The following is a 19,026-nucleotide window of genomic DNA, read 5'->3' on the forward strand; positions in this document are numbered from 1 at the left end:
ATGAAAAAACTTATCAACTTTTTTGTTCGGTATCCGGCCATGGTCAATCTTGGCCTCCTGCTCACTCTGCTGGTAGGATACATTAGTTTTAGTCAGGTGAGGTACACCCTAAACCCGGCCGAGGACCCTAAAGAAGTTTACATAAATATCATCTACCGCGGGGCATCACCTCAGGAAATTGAGGAACGGGCTATCTCAAGGATCGAAGAAAACCTGCGAGGCATATCAGGAATGGATCGGTTCACCTCTCTATCCAAAGAGAATAGTGGGAGAATCACGGTTGAGATCTTCGAATGGGCAGACATCGATGAGGTAATGACCGATGTGGAAAATGCCGTCAATCAGATCAGTGATTTCCCCGCAGAGATGGATCGGCCGGTCATTTTTAAGCAGGAAATGTTGAATCCTACCATCACCCTTGCCTTGTCCGGTGATATTCCGCATCAGCTGAAAAAAGATTATGCCGAACAGATCAGGGATGAGTTCATGATCAACAAAGGGTTTTCGAATGTGATCCTGTCCGGTTTTTCAGAAGAAGAGATAGTGATAGAGCTGGACGACCAACGAATGGATCGATTTGGGCTCACCTTTCAGCATATCACGGCTGCCGTGAAGGCGCATAACATTGATATGACCGGTGGAGAACTAAACCTTGATGAGGCGAATTGGCAGATCAGGACAAAGAATAAATCCAGTACTGCACTCGAAATTGGGGAGATCCCCATACGATCCGGGAAAGCCGGGCAGCGCGTACTTCTAAAAGACGTTGCCACTGTTAAAGAACAATTCAACGACCGGGCTTATGAACGGTACCTGAATGGAAAACAGTCGGTCGTCATTCAAGTAGTGACCACCAATGATGAGAATCTGATTGAAGTGGCTGAAGAAGCCAAAGCCTATATGCAAACCTTCAACCAAACGCACGACGGGGTTGAGCTGGTCATCATCGAAGATATATCGGAGTTTGTGAACGAACGAGCCGCCGCGTTATGGGAAAACGGCATGGCCGGACTGATCCTCGTTTTAGTGATCCTCACTCTCTTCCTGGATAAACGCATTGCGTTCTGGGTTTCACTAACCATTCCGCTTTCCCTGCTGGGATCCTTCATTTTTGCCCTGCTTGGTTACGACCTCACCATAAATGTGGTGTCGATCTTTGGGTTTATTCTGGTGCTTGGGATGCTGGTTGATACCGGAGTGGTAGTGGCTGAAAACGTGTACCGGCACTACTCTGAATTCAACAAACATCCTATTTTCGCAGCCAGAGACGGAGCTGCTGAAGTGGCCGCTCCCATGACGATATCACTGTTAACCACCGCGGTTGCCTTCAGTATTTTCTTCTTCTTACCCGGCAAACCCGGAGCCTTTTTCTCAGAAGTTTCATTTGTGGTAACAAGTGCCCTGCTGGCAGCTTTGATCATCACCTTCCTGTTTCTGCCGGCAAAAATGACGCGCTCAAAGGTACTGACCAAAGACAATACCCAAACCCGGTTTGAGATCTTTTTCACACAGAGCCTCATGACTTTCAGGGATAAATGGTTCATGCCATTCACCGATATCATATCTCACCGCTTTAAATGGCTGAACGTAGGAGCTTTTGTTTTACTGATGGTTGGATCGATCCTGTTGTTGAGAACCGGTATACTGCCTGTAACCTTTTTTCCTTACCTGGATGATGACATCCAACTCGTAACCATGGAACTTGAACCGGGAACTCCCGAAGCCGAAGTAAAAGAAAAGCTGGAACAGATCGAAAAAGGCATTCTTGCTGTAGGTGATCGCCTTAGTTCCGAGCGCACAGACGGCAAAGAGGTGATTCAAAATATTGAATTGGTACTGGGACCAAACTCGCATCAGGGTATGCTTCGGGTCGTTATGCTTGGCGGGGAAGAACGGGGAATCCCGGCTTATCAGGTCAACAATATGTTCCGTGACGAAGTGGGAGTGATCCCTGAAGCCAAATACATTCGTTATATGGGATCTACCGCTGAACATCGTTTTGGTGGGTTGCCGGTCGATATTTCCGTTTCCGGACAAAGTCTGGCTCACATTCAGGAAGCATCAGACAAACTTAAATCAATGCTTAAGCAGCGGGATGACCTGCTTGATGTGGCCGATACCGATCAGCGTGGGAATCCTGAACTACATCTGGAACTGACCAAAGCTGGAGAGCAACTTGGGCTGACCTTACAAGATCTGATGATGCAGGTCAGAACGGCCTTTTTTGGCATGGAGGTTCAGAACCTGCAGCGTGGCAGTGATGATGTCAGGGTTTGGCTTCGGTTCCCCAATGAAGAACAATCAAATTTTGAAGCTCTTAAAACCATGAAGATCCGCACTCCTGCCGGTGCCTATCCTCTGAACGAAGTAGCTACCATTTATCCTACCGATGAGCTGATGCAGATCAGTCGCATAAATGGTAACCGTACCATCCGGGTGGATGCAGACCTGGCGGATCCTTCCCTCTCAGCCCCGGCCATTCTGGCTGACATTGAAACGAACATTATTTCAAGTTTAAGCGAAGATTTCCCTGATATCACGTTTTCGATCGAAGGACAGAACCGGGAATCAGCCCGGGTAACCGAAGCCATGAAAACCGTGGCTCCCTTTATTTTGGTATTCATGCTGGCACTGATCATTATCAACTTTCAGTCGTTTAGTCAGACCTTCTTAGTGCTTCTTTCACTGCCCTTTGCCTTTGTTGGGGTGGTTATTGGACACCTGATTCACGGGGCAACCATGAACATCTTTTCTTTGATCGGTATGATCGCTTTGATAGGGATATTGATCAATAACCTGCTTGTCCTCATTACGGCCTTTAATGATAATCTCACGGCTGAAATGAGTTTTGAGGATGCCCTGAAAGATGCCGTCAGATCCCGGTTCAGGCCCATTCTGTTGACCAGTTTAAGTACAGTAGCCGGGCTCGTTCCTATGATATTTGTTGGGGGATTAGCTTCTGCATTCTTACGTCCCCCGGCCATTGCCATCGCCTATGGATTGATCTTTGGGCTGTTCATTTCTCTGACCCTTGCCCCGGCCTTTCTGGTGATCTGGAATGAGCTCAAACTTAAACTGCTGAAGTTGACCGGCAATAAAGAGGCCACACAGGAAACCATTGAACCCGCTGTTCAGCTTATGGAACATCAAAAACGCACTAAACTATGAAACGTGTCTTATTTCTTACCCTGATCTCTCTGATCACACAGCTTACACAAGCACAGGAGGTTTTCACTTTAAACGAAGCCCTTGATGCCGCTTTATTGCATAATCACAATGTTTTGATCAGTGAGATCGAAGCTGAAAAAGCCGCAAATTTAGCCACTCGTGGAAATGCAGGTCAGCTTCCCACCCTGGGGATCATCAGCAGCATGAACTGGGCGTACAATGATGTTGAACTGACACCCGGTACTTTTTTTCAGAATTTACTCAACCCGCAGTCAGGTTCCCAGCCACCGACTTCCATTGAATACGATGGCGTTTACTCAACTCAGTTGCAGGCGGGGATTGGAACCGAGTTCGTCATATTTGACGGTATGAAGGGGCAATATCGCTACAAAATACTGAAAACCGGTCAGGTGGTTTCTGGCCTTGATCATAAGGCTAAGATGGAACAGACTGTGTTAAATGTGACTCAAAAATACATTCAGCTTGCCTCACTACAAAAAGCCATCAAGTTAAAATCAGAAGCTTTAGAACAAAGTTCTGACCGGTTCAGGATCGTAGAGAACAGAAAAGAATTTGGACAGGTCAACGAGCAGCAGTACCTGCAGGCTTTGGTAGATCTGAAAACAGACAGTACGGAATTCCGGGAATTGCAGCTGAACTTCCGTACGGCATACAGGGACCTTCATGCAGAGATCGGCTGGAATGATTCCTCTCAAAACCCTTTGGAAGAAGATCTATCCACCACGTTTGAAACCAACTACGAAGAACTATCCCTCTCACTTGAACAGAACAATACCCTTTTAAGTGTGCGAGAGGAGAGAATAAAACAGGCTGAACTTGAAGAGAGCCTTACAAAGGGCAATTTGTATCCAACACTTAAAGCAAACGCTCAATACGGATATGCTTACCAAACGGCCACAGAAGGGCAGTTTGAAACGCAGGAACAACTTGGGGTTACCGGTGGCTTAACCTTAAGCATTCCCATTTTTAGCGGAGGACGAACCAAAACGGCTGTTCAAAATGCAAAAGCGGATATCAGGCAGGCACAGATCCTGTCCGATCAGACGAAACTTCAGCTTCAGACCACCTTCGATAATACCTGGGAGCAATATCAATTCCATAAACAACAACTGTCTGTTGAAATGGATAATCTCAGGACCTATGAAAGAAATTACGAACGGGCCAAAGATTCATTCCAAAGAGGTTTGATAACCGGTGTGGAATTAAGGAGTGCTCAGTTATCTCTGCATAATGCCCGATTAAAGATCTCTGAAACTCAGTATAAGATCAAACTTACCGAAACTACCCTGCTTTATTTAAGCGGTAAATTGATCTTTGACAAGTAAACCTGAAATGGATGGTATGATCCAGAAAATAGCCTCAATCATAGCAGCGACCTTTGGAGTACTAACTCTGGTCGCAAGTTCCCGCATTCTATATCTGGGAGCGGACCCCGGGTATGTGGTCTTTATGCCGCTCCTGATCTTCAACCACATCATGGGAATTTGTTATTTGATAGCAGGATATCTTATTTGGGGATACAGCCACAAAGGTAAAATGGCAGCTTTCGTAGTTTTTCTGATAAACCTAATCGTGCTGATCACGATTTCCGTCGTTTACCTGATAGGTTCAGGTGTTGCCACAGATAGTCTTGGTGCCATGACTTTCAGAACCGTAGTCTGGCTATTGCTATTCATGAGCCTGAAAATGACCGTAAAGAATCCTAAAAAATAAACTTTTCACTCAACCTAAAATTATGAAGAATCGAATCACTGTACTTACACTGCTTTTAATTTCAGGATCAATACTCACCGGTTTGACCTTTGATGAACCAAAACAAGATGAGTCACTGGATCTTCAAACCATCATGCGGCTTATTTATGCTGATATGCAGATCATCAATGAAGGCATCTATACCGAGAATTTTAAGCTGATTGAACAGGGAGCTGCGGCCATCAACGAACACCCACCATTATCGGATGAAACCAGAGCTTTGGTCAAGAAAACCCTGGGAGAACGTATGCCGGCATTTGGGCAGTACGATAAGTTAGTTCATGATACTGCCGATTCTCTAAAGGTAGCTGCCGCCGAACGCAATATGGAAAGCGTACTGGATAAGTATCAGATCATACAGCAGGGATGTGTCAGCTGCCATGCAAGTTTCAGAAATGAGATCATCCGGGCCCGGTCTGTAAACTAATCCGGTTTCCGGTTCATACCGCTACAAGCCCAATCCAATTATATTAATTGTTGTAACAAGACCTCGGGAATTGGAATAATTCAATTATCTTTAGGTTCAATATTTCTTCATATTGATGATGTAATTTAAAGAGTCATGAGTCTGAATAGTACATATCACAAGCTTACCGGCTACGCCACCCTGTTGGTGCTGCTATGGAATATTGTGGGTTGGTTAGGCTTCGGACTCATCTTAGATCATAGCCATTCACAAGAAAGTGGCACTTATTGTGAGATCACCTTCTGCAGTTGCGAGATCGATGAAGGCGAAACCATGTGTACCTGTCATCACAATGCTCCGGCTACAACCGATGATCATCATGGTGAAGACACTCACGGTGAATATTGTTTCTATGATCTGCCTCATAACAATAACACAGACACTACTCAGGCATTGATCTTTTCGTCAAAAGTAAATGCCACCTGTGCAACGGATATCGTTCAAGCTTACCCCAAAGAACGAGAGATCGATTACATCCAGCCTGCTGAACAAGCTTTGAATGGGGTGTATAAAGACCTGCTTCGGCCTCCCCGCGTTTAGTTTAGATTCCCTCTTATTTACATAGGTGAACCGATGTTCTGATCCGATCAGAGCAACTCATCCTATTCTTTTAATTACCCAATTAAACTAAACGTTCTATATCATGAATATTCAATCTATGTTAGGTCGATTAATGGCCGTAACAGCCCTATTGGTCTTTGCCGTTTCCTGTGATTCTTCTGACAATAACGATCCAGAACTGGATCTGATCCCCATAAATTCAGTCACAGTGGATGGCTATACGGTATCTCTGGAAGCTACAAATGAACTTGAGATCGGAGCCAATCAGCTTTTCTGGAAGATCAAGCAAGGCGATGATACCATCACACCTCAAAGTTTTACCATTTCCCCGATCATGGACATGGCAACCATGTCTCACTCCACGCCTTTCGATCAGCCCGAAACGGATGCGATCGATGATTCATACCTAAGCAACCTCGCGGTGTTTATCATGCCAAGTGGAGATATGGGGAGCTGGACAATCAACTTTCAATTCACAACCCAATCCGGTTCAGACATTTCAGGAGAAATGCCCATTAACGTTAATTCCTCCTGGAAGATCATGAATACGCAAGATGGCAACGGTAAAAAATACTTCGTTACCTGGTTTGAACCGCAACGCCCAATGAGTGGGAATAACGACCTGACCTTTTTGGTACATACCCGCGAAACCATGATGAACTTTCCGGCTGTATCGGATGCTGAAATGATCGTTTATCCATACATGGGCATGGGTGGTGGAACCGGACATTCAACACCATTTACACCCCCTGTGGCTACAGGTAATGGTTTTTATGAAGGCGACATCAACTACAGCATGAGTGGCCTGTGGACAACCACGGTTGAGCTTGTTGTAGAAAATGATACGCTTCCGGAAATGGTCTTCGAGTATTCAGTTATAGCCAAATAACATCTGTTTAATTAGATAGGCTGCCGGCAAAACTAAAAGGCTGGCAGCTACTTATTTTCAAAAAAATATCCTGAGGTCATGAAACATTTAATCCTAATAATTGGCTTGTTGTTCACCGGAGCGGAAGCGTTGATGGCTCAACAGATATCCGTGAAAGTGGCGGATATGACAACCAAAGAACCCATTGTTCAGGCTCATATAAAAGACGGTCCTAATTCCGTGATCACGGTAACTGATGTCAACGGTATGTTCACTGTCGATCTGAGTAAATACTCACACCTCACGATCACAGCCGTTGGGTATGCCCCAAAAAATATTCACCTTCAGCGCGGAATGGAGGTTATCTACCTAAACCCTGAAGTATTCCGTGATCAGACCGAATTACTGGTGCTTGCCAATGAAGAAGGCGAGCAAAACGTACACGCCTACCATAACCGAACCGCCGATCAGGGCATGGATCAGTTCCTCGATAACATCGATGGGGTTTCTACCACCAAACGTGGTGCATTTGGATGGGAGCCGGCCGTACGGGGACAAAGTGATCAGCGTATGAACCTGGTGATCGACGGAATGCAGGTTTTCAAAGCCTGTGTTGATAAAATGGATCCCATCACCTCTTATGTGGAAACCAATAACCTCTCAAAGCTTCAGATCGATAAAAGCGGAAGTGGTGTGGCACAAAACGGTACCGGTGTCAGTACGGTAAATCTGGTCACACAAAAAGCAGAAAGTGCCCCCACCTCTTTTAATTTTAGCACTTCATATCGTGCCCCTGATCAGTACAGAACGGTCAGCTTAAGTGGCAACACTTCTGATGCATCCGGACGTAATGCCGTGCGTTTTTCAGGAAGCTATAAAAAAGCCGATGATTTTCGTGCCGGAAACGATCGAACCATACAGAACACGCAGTACGAAAAATTAAACCTGAACGTCAACTACCGCCATACATTCCCTTCCCAGCATTCTCTGGAGGCCGGTTACATCATGGATAAAGCCTATGACATCGGCTACCCTGCCTTGCTTATGGATGCCACAAAAGCTTTGGCAGACATCGGGCAGATCCGCTTCAATTTTGCTCCATCCAATAATGATTTTCAATTCAACACTGCGCAGGTATATGCCAACGGTGTCCGGCACTGGATGGATGATTATGGCCGGGATGTGGCAAACCGACAGGTCATGAGAGGCATGTATATGCCCATGTATGGTACCACCACCACCTATGGTGCCAAATTGAATGGAGCGGCCACCCTTTTCGACCATCAATTTGATTGGTTCATGGACGCCTATATGTCTGACGCTTTCGGGGACATGCTCATGGAAAGTCTTGATCCATCTATTCAGGATATGCTCATTTACAATCTGGATGAGGTTAAGACCAACAACGCGAGCCTGGGTTTCAGACACCGTATTCAACTGTCGGACAACGTATTGATGAAGATCGAAGAGAGCATCCGATATAAGACACTCAGAACGGACAGTGAATCTCATGCCTCCTTCTTTCAGGGACTTTACGGAGAAGCGCCCGGTACACGTGCTAAATTCCTGCTCTCAGGTTCAGGCAGTGTACTCTGGATGATGAACAATAACTGGAGCCTTTCCGGAAGCCTGGTTTACTCAGAGCGCATGGGGAACCACATGGAATTATTCGGACATTACATCTACAACTACACCGATGGCTTTTTCTATGACGGTAATCCCTGGCTGAAAACCGAACGCAGTATCAATACAGACATAAACGCTACCTGGGAAACTACCGGACATTCCCTTTCTTTCACCCTCTTTCACAAACAGTATTTCAATTATATCGATGGCGTGTTAGGAACCGATTCGGGCAGTAATGATTTCCGTTTCAAGCAATATGCCAATGTGGGCGATGCGGTCATCACAGGTGGAGAATTTCGAAGCTTTAACGATCTGGGGATGATGATCACCCTGGAAAACAGGCTTTCCTATCTCTATGCCCACAATCAAACACTCGATGAGCCGTTACCCCTCATGCCACCCCTGAAAGGAAATACCACTTTACACTTTCACCGGGGCCGGAATATGTTCATGGCTGATCTTGAATGGGCTGCGGAACAAAACAGAATTGCAGAAATCTCTTCTATTGAAGACCAAACCGGTGCATACGGAATATTCAATCTTACATTTGAACGCAGATGGATGGACGGTGACCTGACAAGCATCGTCAGCCTGAACAACATACTGGATCACTACTATCACACCCACACCAGCATCGGGAATATCCCCGAAGCCGGACGAAATTTAATGATATCCCTAAGTTATCAATTCTAACGAGTTGATCGATGGTTGGTTGGTTAAGAGGAAACCTCTCTTCGCGTAAAAGCGGAGAGGGGTTTTTATTTTGGAGGATGGAGCTATAAAGATCCAATCAATTGCTTGCATGATTTAAGACACTAAAAGAACCTGCGAGCGTCCCCAAGACCTCGCAGCGTTCGAGCTACTATGAAAGCAGGAAGTCTAACGTCGGATCCCGCAAAGTTGCCGTAGTTACACCACCAATCTATTAAACCCTGCGAACTCAGCAAATCCTCTGCGCCCTCTGCGGTTTAATGATCAGCTCGATACCGCTCTTTAATTCTGTTTAAGAATTGCTAAAGAACCCCGTTGTAACAGAAAACTTTTGAGGTTTTGACTTATTCTGGTTCATCCATCAGACGGCAGGTCCGTCAGATGGATCTTCTAAACGGATCTCATAAAATGGCTATCAAAAATCCATCTTTCGAAATCTTTTGGTTGCCCCGTAAAGCGGAAGGGCCAGCCAGATAAGCATACTTGTTACAGCGGTGATCATCCCGTAAAAGCTCCCGAAAAATCGGTTGAATACTGCGCCGGTGTAACCCATCAAGGCAGAGATATCAAACTCTAACAACACCGTGATACGAGCCAGATCGATCGGGTTCAGCATGGTCAATGCCAGCATCGGTTTTTCGATGGGATAATCGCCCAATACAAAGATGGTCAGCAGTACCAGTCCGTCATACAGAACCGCCAAAAACAACCATCCAACCAGGGCAAAACCCAGTCCTTTGATACGATCCTCGAAGAAAGCAAGCCCCAGCCAGAATCCGATCCCGGTAAACAACAGCGTCAAGATCAATCCTAAACCCAACAGCAAAAGAATTGAGGCGATCTGTTCACCAAAGAACATGCCGTTATACAGCATCGGTAATAAGGTACCCAGAATGAATGCAGCTGATAGAGGTACCGCTAAACCACCATATAATCCCCAAAAGAGGGTTTTTCGGTTCAGTGGCTGAGCTAAAAGCAGTTCAGTGAATTCACGGGATTGATAGAGGTATAAAGCCCCATAGATCATCCCCACGAGAGGGATCAATAGCAGCATCACATTGGAAATACTGAGCAAGGCCTTAGGACCGGCTCCACCAAATCGAATAAGTGCATCCGTGATCAATAAATAGATCAGAGCATATCCAAAGATCCATTTTCCACGGATCAGGTCTTTCCATTGGTAGTTTAAAATAGTTAGAGCTTTCATGCGGCTTCTTCCTCCATCATTTTGGCAACGGCTCCTTCTAAGCGCTGCTCTTTATGTTCATTCAGTAATTCATCCATTGGTCCGTGATATTTGATCTTACCTTCCACTATAAAGATCAGGTGATCGGCCAGCTCCTCGATCTCACTCATGATATGCGTGGTCAGCATGATGGTCTTTCCCTGATCTTTCAGTTCTCTTACTTTTTTCTTGAACTGAACGCTTGAGCGCGGATCAAGTCCTGCTGTTGGCTCATCAAAGATGAGGATATCCGGGTTGAACATCATGGATAACACCGCCCCAACTTTCTGCCGGTTACCGCCGGAAAGCGTTCGCATGCGTTTTTTGAGCTCCGATTCCAGCCCAAAGTGCTTGATCAGTTCCTCCTCATTGGAAGGCTGATCTCCCCTGATATTTTTTATAAACCGAAACAGTTCTTCAACAGTCATGTTTTCCGGATAGCGGGCAACCTGTGGCATATACCCGATCTTCTCCCGGTACTCCCATCGGTTATTTACCAGCTCGCCGTCGATCCGGATCTCCCCATCTGTTGGCTTGACCAGCCCCAGAATACTTTTGATCGTTGTTGTTTTTCCTGAACCGTTTGGACCCACAATGCCTGTTGCCTGACCTGAAGGAATTTCCAGATCAAGGTCATCCAGTACGGTTAACCGACCAAAGTTCTTTTTTAATCCTTTTAATTCAATCATGGTATCTGATCCATTTGTGGTTTGATGTCAATGAGGGTTTCCGGGGTTAGCGCCGGCATTACTTTTTCTGCGGCATCGAGGATATCGATGAGCAGACTTCTGAGTAGCAGTAAGGACTGCGGCTGCTTTTCAACCAATATGGTGAACAGCCGTACCGGATGATGCGGCACATCTCCAACACCATCCCGGTCCAGGTCGTAGCCTTCATACTGACTCCAGTAATTCCCTGTAAACTCATTAAAATTACGGCGGCTGTTGGTTGAAACTTCAAAAGAATTGGCAATGAAGTTATTCTCACTGAACATGTTGTCTGTGGAATTCGCCATCAGCTTTATCGCCCATCCGTTTTGGCGAAAAGTATTTCCTTTCACTTCATTTCGGCTGGTGGCTTCTATATACAGGCCTACCGAATTATTCTCAAAATGATTGTTCTCAATGCGGCTGCGATTGATCTCCTTCAGTAGCATACCGTAGGCAGAAGATCCCCAGTTATCCTCAAACCGATTTCCGATGATCTCAACATTCGATGTGTACATCACCGCTACCCCTCCTCCATTATCCCTGAAGGTATTTTCCACATAACTGCAATTGTCAGAATACATGAAGTGAATACCGTAACGGATATTTTCTTCGCTCAGATTATTGGTGATGTGGGCGCCATCCACGAATTCAAAATACAGGCCATCGCGATGCCCCCGCACATAGTTGTCTTCAATTTTTGTGTCTTTGCTGTACCACAGGTGAATACCATTCCCGGAGGAGGTCTCCCGTTCTCCCGAGGCAGAAAGGTAATTATTTCGTATCACTGCTTTATCAGTTTCAGCCAGATAGATCCCAAAGAAGTTATCGATGAGTCGGTTGTCTTCAATGACTGTGTTCCGGGTTTCTTCTATGAGAATACCGGCATAATCCTCCATAAAACTGGTACTGGTATTCCGAACCTCCAGGCCTTTCACGGTTACATCATCAGCGGTTATGACCAGGATAAAACCTTTCTTTTCGCCATCCAGTACCGGGCGACCTTCTCCAATGATCGTAACCGGTTTATCAACCATCAGATTGTGTTCAAGATAGGTCCCCTGCCTGATGATAAGCGTGTCATTTGGTTGTACTAATTCCAGACCTTCAGCAATGGTTTTTACCTCACCATTTGGAGACACCGTTATCGTTTGCGCTGAAGCCACGGAACCGATGAGCAGGAATACTCCTGCCAGGGCTATGTGATTAAAACCTTTCAATTTTTGACCTCCATTTATTTTAAAACTGAATGCTATTTGCGCATTCCCATGCCCATTTTCATTTCGGTTTGGGCAACCTCATCCCAGAGCAGTAATCGCCCCGGTCTTTCACTAACATGTTCTTCTGCGACTTCTTTACCTGGCAGGGCTAACAGTGATTCACCCATAGGGCTTTTGACTACCTCACTTTTCACATACTGAGCTTCAAAAGCATCCAGCCAGGTGCCGGGTTCGTTGTAGTTACTGACCCAAAGCCGGGCCCCTTTCAGCTCTTCCTCATTTTCACGATGATAGACAGCCATGCACTCAATGGCATCGAACTTCAGGGCTTTCCCTTTGTCCGTTACCAGTTGAGAGGCAAATTGATCATCTGTGATCATCATTTTGCAATGGGCACATTCATCACTTGCATAATGAATTTCAACCGGTTCCTGACTACAGGCTGCCGTCAAAAACAACAGTGCAAAAGCGTAAAATGCATACTTAGTTAGTTTAAATAACTTCATTACCGACCTCCATTAATTAATAAAAACTCTTAGGGTAAAGCGGTTTACTTATCCCCACTTTTCCACCAAACCAAACCGGCTATACTCATAGAGAGTAATGCAAAATAAAAACCGATATGGGGAAGTGAGGTCGCATTGATATTCAACAACTGTTTACTGCCCAGCAAAGGTGGCTGATAGGTCATACCAGGTACTTTGATCGGGGCGTCCGGGTTCAGATTATGTCCGTAATCATATCCCCACAAATAAAAATCAACCAGTCCGGCTACGGCCAATAGAATGAAAATTCCAAGCCAAAAAAGTATGAGTTTGCGCTTACCGGTAGCTGCAATGATCAAACCCGTAACCATCAAAAATGCAAAGATATAAGGCATGACCTGTAGTTCGGGTATGGATGCGGGCTCAATGGGTTTCATCCCAATGTAATGGTTCAGTCCGTTTATGTTCTTAAGGTCATTGGGTTGCTTACCTTCAATGTTATTGACCGTGATGTTCATTCCAATACCTTCCGGGTACTGTGGAGCTTCCATGCTGATGCTCCAGATAGGAACGAGGTAAACTCCGATCAATAAAAGTGCGGCGACTGCCATCCATATTTTGTGTGATGTTTTCATAATTACCTCGTTTTTAAATAAAAAAATTGAAAAAGCTGGGGAGGTATCAGCTCCCCAACCATGATGGAGGTCAAATCATCATTGACCAGTTCCGTATTTAATTTCAGGATCAGAATTTTCAGGCGATACTCTCACGTAACCCTGCATTTCCTGGTGAAGGGCTGAACAGAAATCTGTACAGTAGAATGGGAACACGCCTACTTGTTGTGGTTCCCAGGTCATAGTTAAGGTTTCACCCGGCATGATCAATAGTTCAGCATTATTTGCTCCTTTGATCGCAAAACCATGTGGTACATCCCAGTCCTGTTCGAGGTTCGTAACGTGGAAGTACACTTTATCACCTACTTTGATACCCTCAATGTTATCAGGGGCAAAGTGACTACGGATCGTGGTCATGTAAACATGAACTTCGTTGCCATCACGCTCGATCCTGGTTTGAGCTTCACTGGTTGCACGGTAAGGGTGCGTATTATCTTCAAGTTTGTAGAAACGCTTCTGACGCTCCATCACTTTTTCGGCCTTGATACCCTGTGCATAGTGAGGTTCCCCTTCCGTTGGGAAATCAAGCAACAGTTGCATCTTGTCTCCGGAAATATCGATCAGCTGAGCTGAGTGGAACATTTCAGGACCGGTTGGTAAGTAACGGTCTTTGGTGATCTTGTTAAGTGCCACCAGATATTTTCCGTCAGGCTTCTGACTGTCACCACCCGGGATCATAAGGTGACCCGGTGAGTAATACGTGTCAATTCGGTCAACTACCTGAGTATTCTCGATATCCCACTTCACAACTTCAGATGAAATAAAAGCTGTGGTGTAAGCAAAACCTTTGCCATCAAATTCGGTGTGCAGAGGTCCTAAACCGGGATCTTCAACCTCACCGTGAAGGATGGAGTCGTACTTCAGTACCGGAATTCCCATTACCTCACCCTCGTAATCTTCGCTATCAATAGCGTTGATCATCTTATCAAAAGAGTGAACCGGAATAACAGTTGAAAGTTTACCACCGGCTATGATGTACTGACCGGTTGGGTCAACATCCACACCGTGTGGAGATTTAGGAGTTGGCAGGAAGTACACAATGCCTTCCAGTTCGCGGGGGTCAAGTACACGTACTTCATCAATGGTCTCTGATTTGGCAATACCGCCTTCTTCATGGTCGATGTAGTTACGCACGTGCTTACCGGGCATCATGGTACCTTTACCCTCTTTCACATACTCAGCTGCTTTTCTCCAGTTGATAGCTGCAATGAAATCCTTGTCATTTTTGGAAGCATTGATCTCCAGTAAAGTATGAGCCTGCTCACTGTTGTAACTGGTGAAGAATGCCCAGCCATCAGATGGACCTTTGCCGGAATGAGACAAGTCATAGTCAAAACCAGGCATAAGGATCTGGAAATCGATGTTCATTTTACCTTCATCAGATACCTTAATGAATGAAATAGTACCACGGAAGGTGTCTTTGTAAGAATCGATAGAGACGTCCATTCCCTGCATATTCTCATCCATTGGAATACTGAAACGCGTAGCAGCAGATACATACTCTGTGTTTGGAGTTACAAACGCAGAAGCGTGGTTACCGGCTGAGTTGGGGATCTCAATGATCTCCTGAGTCTTGAATTCATCCAGACCGATACGAGCTACACGCGGGGTGTTATTCTCGTTGATAAAGATCCAGCGTCCGTCAGTCTCACCATTGGTCTGAGATAATTCAGGGTGGTGAGCATCTCCCCAGGGTACAAATCCGTGAGAAGTGTTAAGCATGGCTTTGGTTTCTTCACTGTAACCGTAACCGTTTACGGCTGCCTGCGAAAATACCGGCACAGTAAAAATGTGGCGCCCCGAAGGTAGTCCATACACTCCAAGCTGGCCGTTGTACCCTCCGGACATAAATCCGTAGAATTCATCGAGCTCACCCGGAGCTACATATACTTTTTGTGCGGCATCAGAATTGGAACTGAAATTGCCATTACTGCCATTACAACCGAAAAGCGTAACGCTTAACAGTACCACAGCAGGTAGCATCCAAAACCGATGACTATGCGTTTGTTTTTTCATAGTATTCCTGTTTTTGATTGGTGGGTTGGTTAGTTGTTTGTTCTAAAATTTCTATCACTCAAGATCTGAGGCAAAGAACTCTACGATAGCTCGTGCTTCTTCCTGTGATAACCCCTGATTAGGCATAGGGCTCATAAATTCCTGAAGCAGCTTCTTGGCTTCCGGGTGATTCTTGGTCATGCCATCCGGATTAAGAATCATATTCATGACATAGGTAGGTGAACGGCGCTCAAGCACATCATTCATGGCCGGACCTATATAACGTTCATTCACTTTGTGGCAGGCAGAACATTTCAGTTCGAACAGTTCTTTTCCTTTTTGAGCCAGTTCCATATCCACTTCATCTCCTAATGAGATGGTTTCAGTGACCGGACCTATTCCATGCTCCATTTCGAAATCAGATAATCCGCTTTCGTTCTGTTGCTTTTGAGCTTGTGTTTGCTGTTGATTGCCGCCATCTCCGCTGCCTCCGCAACCGCTTAGCATAAATGCGAGAGACAAACTTACAGCGATCAAAATTTTAGATAATTTCATGATGATTTGACCTGTTTTAATGTTTAAAGACTTTTTTGTCTTTATTATTTAGGATCAAATTGTCTTTTTTATGTGAAGTATTTGTGAATTTTTATGATAAATACCTGCGAAGTAGATATTTAGACCTGTTATAATTAACAGATTAGATCACCATTTTAAGCCTAACGGAATGAAAAAATTTCAGTAGGTTTACTTCAACTAAACAGAAATTACATGAAGCAAATGCTGCCAGACCGTTCTTCTTTAAAAAATTATGGGATCACCCGATCCTTCAAAGCCGGCGATGAGATCGTCAGTGAAGATGCCCCTATTCAATCTATTCCCATTGTGTTGAAAGGAAGCCTGAAGGTGATGCAATCGGACGATGAATTCAGGGAAATGGTGATGTACTACCTGCAACCGGGCGAAACGTGTGTGATGTCGTTTTTGGCTGCTTTATATAATGACACCAGCAAAGTAAAAGCCGTGGCTGAGGAAAATACTGAGGTTGTTTTTATACAGATCGGCAAAATGCGTGAACTGATGAGTAAGGATCCAAAATGGCTCAACTACGTGTTTCAGATCTATCACAAACGTTTTGAAGAGTTACTCGATGTAGTCAATGCCATTGCCTTTAAAAAGATGGATGAGCGGTTACTGCAATTTCTTAAGAAAAAAGCTGAGGTCTCCGGTTCAAAAGACATTAAAATGACCCACGAGCAATTAGGTCAGGAACTCGGAACCGCCAGGGAAGTCATTTCAAGACTGCTCAAACAAATGGAAAGTGAAGGACTCGTTGAACTGGGGAGAAACCGCATCACTATTACCACTCCATCGTAATCCTCTAAGAAAATCCTTTTCAAATCGAGGTTAGAGAAGGGCTTATAGTTAGTGTGATAAATGTCACTGAGTTTGGCTCCTGTAAAGGTTAATATATCCTTCATAATAAAAGACTATCTATAACTATGAGCTCGATAAATAAAGAAACCATGTTTTCTAACTGGCATACTATGCGGTGGGTAGCCCTCTCCGTCGGGATATTTTTAGCCGTAATGGCTGTATGGTATCAGGATGCCGTAACAGGTCTGTTCAGTGGATTTTTCATCTTCCAGGCTGTAACCAACACCGGATGTATGGTGTCTCAGTCTTGTGGAGTTCCACAAACCAATCAACCTGAAAACAGATCTGATCAAGACAAAGAAATTAAATTCACTGAGGTTAAATAAACATCATGGAAAGCACTGAAGCTAAACAAAAATCGTTCAACGAAATTATAAACGAAGACACCCCCGTATTGGTAGATTTTTATGCCGACTGGTGTGCCCCTTGTAAGATGATGACCCCGATCCTTCAGCAACTTAAAAGTGCTATGGGAGACAAACTCACTATCATTAAGATCGATACCGAGAAAAACCCGGATGTGGCCATCAGATATCAGGTTCGTGGTATTCCTAACCTGATCTTGTTTAAAAAAGGTCAGCTTTTATGGCAACAAGCGGGCGTGGTACAAATGCCACAGCTGCAACAGATCATTGAACAGAAACTGGAGCAATCATGAGTAAGACCGTAGAACATATTTATGATGTGGACCTTAAATGGAAAGAAGGCCGCATTGGTGAGTTAAACTCATATAAGCTTGACGACACCATTGAAGTGGCTACACCGCCCGAATTTCCCGGTGGTGTTGAAGGGATCTGGAGTCCTGAGCACCTATTTGTGGCCTCTGTAAGCAGTTGCTTCATGACAACCTTTACAGCCATTGCAGAGTATTCTAAGCTTAAATTTGAAGAACTTACCGTTCCGGCTACCGGACTTATGAGTAACGAAACCGGAAAATTTGCGATCACAGAGATCGTATTAAGTCCTAAACTGGTTATACAAGATGATAACCAAAAAGACAAAGCGTTAAGAATATTACAAAAGGCGGAAGAAGCCTGCCTCATTACGCGTTCCATTAAAACTGAGGTTAAACTTGAACCAACAATTGCCATAGCGGCATTAAATTAAATAGAGAGAAGAACATTATGAGTAACCTAAATAACATTGGTCTTGATAAAGACCAATCAAAAAAATTATCCGATAAACTTGGTGTATTATTAGCCAGCTATACCGTTTTTTATCAAAACACACGGGGCTACCATTGGAACATCAAAGGTAAGAATTTCTTTGAGCTCCATGTAAAGTTTGAAGAGCTCTACAACGACCTTTTCGTGAAAATTGACGACGTTGCAGAAAGAATTCTGACACTCGGTTTCACTCCTGAACACCGATATTCTGAATATGCTTCAGATTCGTTGATCAAGGAAAGCGGCAAAGTGGTAGATGGAGATAAGGCCGTGGATGAAATTCTTGATTCGTTTAAAGCGTTAATATCCTTGCAGCGTGAGATCCTGGATCTGTCGGACGAAGCCGGCGATGAAGGGACCAATGCAATGATGAGTGATTATATCACTGAGCAGGAAAAACTTGTTTGGATGTATTCTTCATACGCCCATAACGTGTGATAAGATCTCACTCTTTGGTATTTTAAGAATGTGAATTTCATAAACGAGGATAAATTATGTCGTACCATTTTAGTAAAACAGTAGATCTTGGCTTTGATGAGGTCATCGAAAAAACAACAGCCGCACTCAAAGAGGAAGGATTTGGTGTGTTGACCGAGATCGATATCAAAGCAACCCTGAAGAAAAAGCTGGATGTTGATTTCCGAAATTATCGAATTTTGGGAGCCTGCAATCCACCAAACGCTTATAAAGCCCTTCAAGCCGAAGGCCATATAGGCTTGATGCTACCCTGCAACGTGATCGTTCAGGAGCATGAAGATGGGAAGGTAGAGGTTTCTGCCGTTGATCCGGTTACTTCCATGCAGGCCATCGAAAACGACGCCCTTGGTGAAGTGGCTGCTGACGTTCGCGATATGCTGAAAAAAGCCATAGACCGACTATAAAGACCGTCCCTTCAAAATATGACGGTTTTACAATCCTGTTTGTCATTTTGTAATCCACATGGATAA

Annotated in this window: 20 protein-coding genes; 13 read left to right on the forward strand and 7 right to left on the reverse strand. The window is 44.7% G+C overall.

From position 1 onward, the window contains the following. The 7 genes from C3B73_RS08910 to C3B73_RS08940 all read left to right on the forward strand — a co-directional run bounded on the left by C3B73_RS08910 (window position 1) and on the right by C3B73_RS08940 (window position 9,155). A complete protein-coding gene (locus C3B73_RS08910) occupies window positions 1-3,168 on the forward strand; it encodes an efflux RND transporter permease subunit (protein ID WP_103665251.1) in 3,168 nt (1,055 codons plus the stop codon). Further along, window positions 3,165-4,514 carry a TolC family protein gene (locus tag C3B73_RS08915; protein ID WP_103665252.1) on the forward strand — a complete coding sequence of 450 codons (1,350 nt, stop codon included), beginning with the start codon at window positions 3,165-3,167 and terminating at the stop codon, window positions 4,512-4,514. The genes C3B73_RS08910 and C3B73_RS08915 overlap by 4 nt, the downstream gene beginning before the upstream one ends. Beyond that, a complete protein-coding gene (locus C3B73_RS08920) occupies window positions 4,504-4,902 on the forward strand; it encodes a hypothetical protein (protein WP_198597322.1) in 399 nt (132 codons plus the stop codon). The genes C3B73_RS08915 and C3B73_RS08920 overlap by 11 nt, the downstream gene beginning before the upstream one ends. A 22-nt stretch (window positions 4,903-4,924) precedes the next feature. Further along, window positions 4,925-5,368, forward strand: coding sequence for a cytochrome c (locus tag C3B73_RS08925; RefSeq protein ID WP_103665253.1), 444 nt, complete (start codon window positions 4,925-4,927; stop codon window positions 5,366-5,368). A gap of 135 nt (window positions 5,369-5,503) precedes the next feature. Further along, window positions 5,504-5,947 carry a hypothetical protein gene (locus C3B73_RS08930; RefSeq protein ID WP_103665254.1) on the forward strand — a complete coding sequence of 148 codons (444 nt, stop codon included), beginning with the start codon at window positions 5,504-5,506 and terminating at the stop codon, window positions 5,945-5,947. A gap of 103 nt (window positions 5,948-6,050) precedes the next feature. Next, entirely contained in the window at window positions 6,051-6,857 is an 807-nt protein-coding gene (locus C3B73_RS08935; protein ID WP_103665255.1) for a FixH family protein, read from the forward strand. A gap of 78 nt (window positions 6,858-6,935) precedes the next feature. Beyond that, a complete protein-coding gene (locus C3B73_RS08940) occupies window positions 6,936-9,155 on the forward strand; it encodes a TonB-dependent receptor (RefSeq protein ID WP_103665256.1) in 2,220 nt (739 codons plus the stop codon). A gap of 433 nt (window positions 9,156-9,588) precedes the next feature. Here the strand turns inward: C3B73_RS08940 and C3B73_RS08945 are convergent, their stop codons facing one another. The 7 genes from C3B73_RS08945 to C3B73_RS08975 all read right to left on the reverse strand — a co-directional run bounded on the left by C3B73_RS08945 (window position 9,589) and on the right by C3B73_RS08975 (window position 16,034). Then, complete coding sequence (locus C3B73_RS08945; protein ID WP_103665257.1) at window positions 9,589-10,380, reverse strand: ABC-2 transporter permease; 792 nt, start codon at window positions 10,378-10,380, stop codon at window positions 9,589-9,591. Beyond that, window positions 10,377-11,087 carry an ABC transporter ATP-binding protein gene (locus C3B73_RS08950; RefSeq protein ID WP_103665258.1) on the reverse strand — a complete coding sequence of 237 codons (711 nt, stop codon included), beginning with the start codon at window positions 11,085-11,087 and terminating at the stop codon, window positions 10,377-10,379. The genes C3B73_RS08945 and C3B73_RS08950 overlap by 4 nt, the downstream gene beginning before the upstream one ends. Beyond that, window positions 11,084-12,325, reverse strand: coding sequence for a nitrous oxide reductase family maturation protein NosD (locus C3B73_RS08955; RefSeq protein WP_157939460.1), 1,242 nt, complete (start codon window positions 12,323-12,325; stop codon window positions 11,084-11,086). Before C3B73_RS08955 ends, C3B73_RS08950 begins: the two co-directional genes overlap by 4 nt. Window positions 12,326-12,357: 32 nt before the next feature. After that, window positions 12,358-12,831, reverse strand: a complete 474-nt coding sequence (locus tag C3B73_RS08960) for a nitrous oxide reductase accessory protein NosL (protein ID WP_103665260.1) — start codon at window positions 12,829-12,831, stop codon at window positions 12,358-12,360. 44 nt (window positions 12,832-12,875) lie between these two features. Next, window positions 12,876-13,445 carry a hypothetical protein gene (locus C3B73_RS08965; protein WP_103665261.1) on the reverse strand — a complete coding sequence of 190 codons (570 nt, stop codon included), beginning with the start codon at window positions 13,443-13,445 and terminating at the stop codon, window positions 12,876-12,878. Window positions 13,446-13,523: 78 nt separating this feature from the next. Continuing rightward, the gene (gene nosZ, locus C3B73_RS08970; protein ID WP_198597323.1) at window positions 13,524-15,500 is read right to left on the reverse strand and encodes a Sec-dependent nitrous-oxide reductase; all 1,977 of its coding nucleotides are present in this window, start codon (window positions 15,498-15,500) and stop codon (window positions 13,524-13,526) included. Between the two features lie 54 nt (window positions 15,501-15,554). Next, the gene (locus C3B73_RS08975) at window positions 15,555-16,034 is read right to left on the reverse strand and encodes a c-type cytochrome (protein ID WP_103665263.1); all 480 of its coding nucleotides are present in this window, start codon (window positions 16,032-16,034) and stop codon (window positions 15,555-15,557) included. Window positions 16,035-16,247: 213 nt separating this feature from the next. On the opposite strand from C3B73_RS08975, the gene C3B73_RS08980 reads away from it, so the two are divergent. The 6 genes from C3B73_RS08980 (at window position 16,248) to C3B73_RS09005 (ending at window position 18,960) form a co-directional block, all read left to right on the forward strand. After that, on the forward strand, window positions 16,248-16,853 hold the full coding sequence (locus C3B73_RS08980; protein WP_103665264.1) for a Crp/Fnr family transcriptional regulator: 606 nt from the start codon (window positions 16,248-16,250) through the stop codon (window positions 16,851-16,853). Window positions 16,854-16,978: 125 nt separating this feature from the next. Next, the gene (locus tag C3B73_RS08985; RefSeq protein WP_103665265.1) at window positions 16,979-17,239 is read left to right on the forward strand and encodes a hypothetical protein; all 261 of its coding nucleotides are present in this window, start codon (window positions 16,979-16,981) and stop codon (window positions 17,237-17,239) included. 5 nt (window positions 17,240-17,244) lie between these two features. Then, a complete protein-coding gene (trxA, locus tag C3B73_RS08990) occupies window positions 17,245-17,571 on the forward strand; it encodes a thioredoxin (RefSeq protein WP_103665266.1) in 327 nt (108 codons plus the stop codon). Continuing rightward, window positions 17,568-18,020, forward strand: coding sequence for an OsmC family protein (locus tag C3B73_RS08995; protein ID WP_103665267.1), 453 nt, complete (start codon window positions 17,568-17,570; stop codon window positions 18,018-18,020). The genes trxA and C3B73_RS08995 overlap by 4 nt, the downstream gene beginning before the upstream one ends. Window positions 18,021-18,037: 17 nt before the next feature. Continuing rightward, window positions 18,038-18,517, forward strand: a complete 480-nt coding sequence (locus C3B73_RS09000; protein WP_103665268.1) for a Dps family protein — start codon at window positions 18,038-18,040, stop codon at window positions 18,515-18,517. 56 nt (window positions 18,518-18,573) lie between these two features. Next, the gene (locus tag C3B73_RS09005) at window positions 18,574-18,960 is read left to right on the forward strand and encodes a DUF302 domain-containing protein (protein WP_103665269.1); all 387 of its coding nucleotides are present in this window, start codon (window positions 18,574-18,576) and stop codon (window positions 18,958-18,960) included. The last annotated feature ends 66 nt before the right edge of the window (window positions 18,961-19,026 follow it).

This window comes from Gracilimonas amylolytica, from assembly GCF_002911695.1.
GTDB lineage: Bacteria > Bacteroidota > Rhodothermia > Balneolales > Balneolaceae > Gracilimonas > Gracilimonas amylolytica.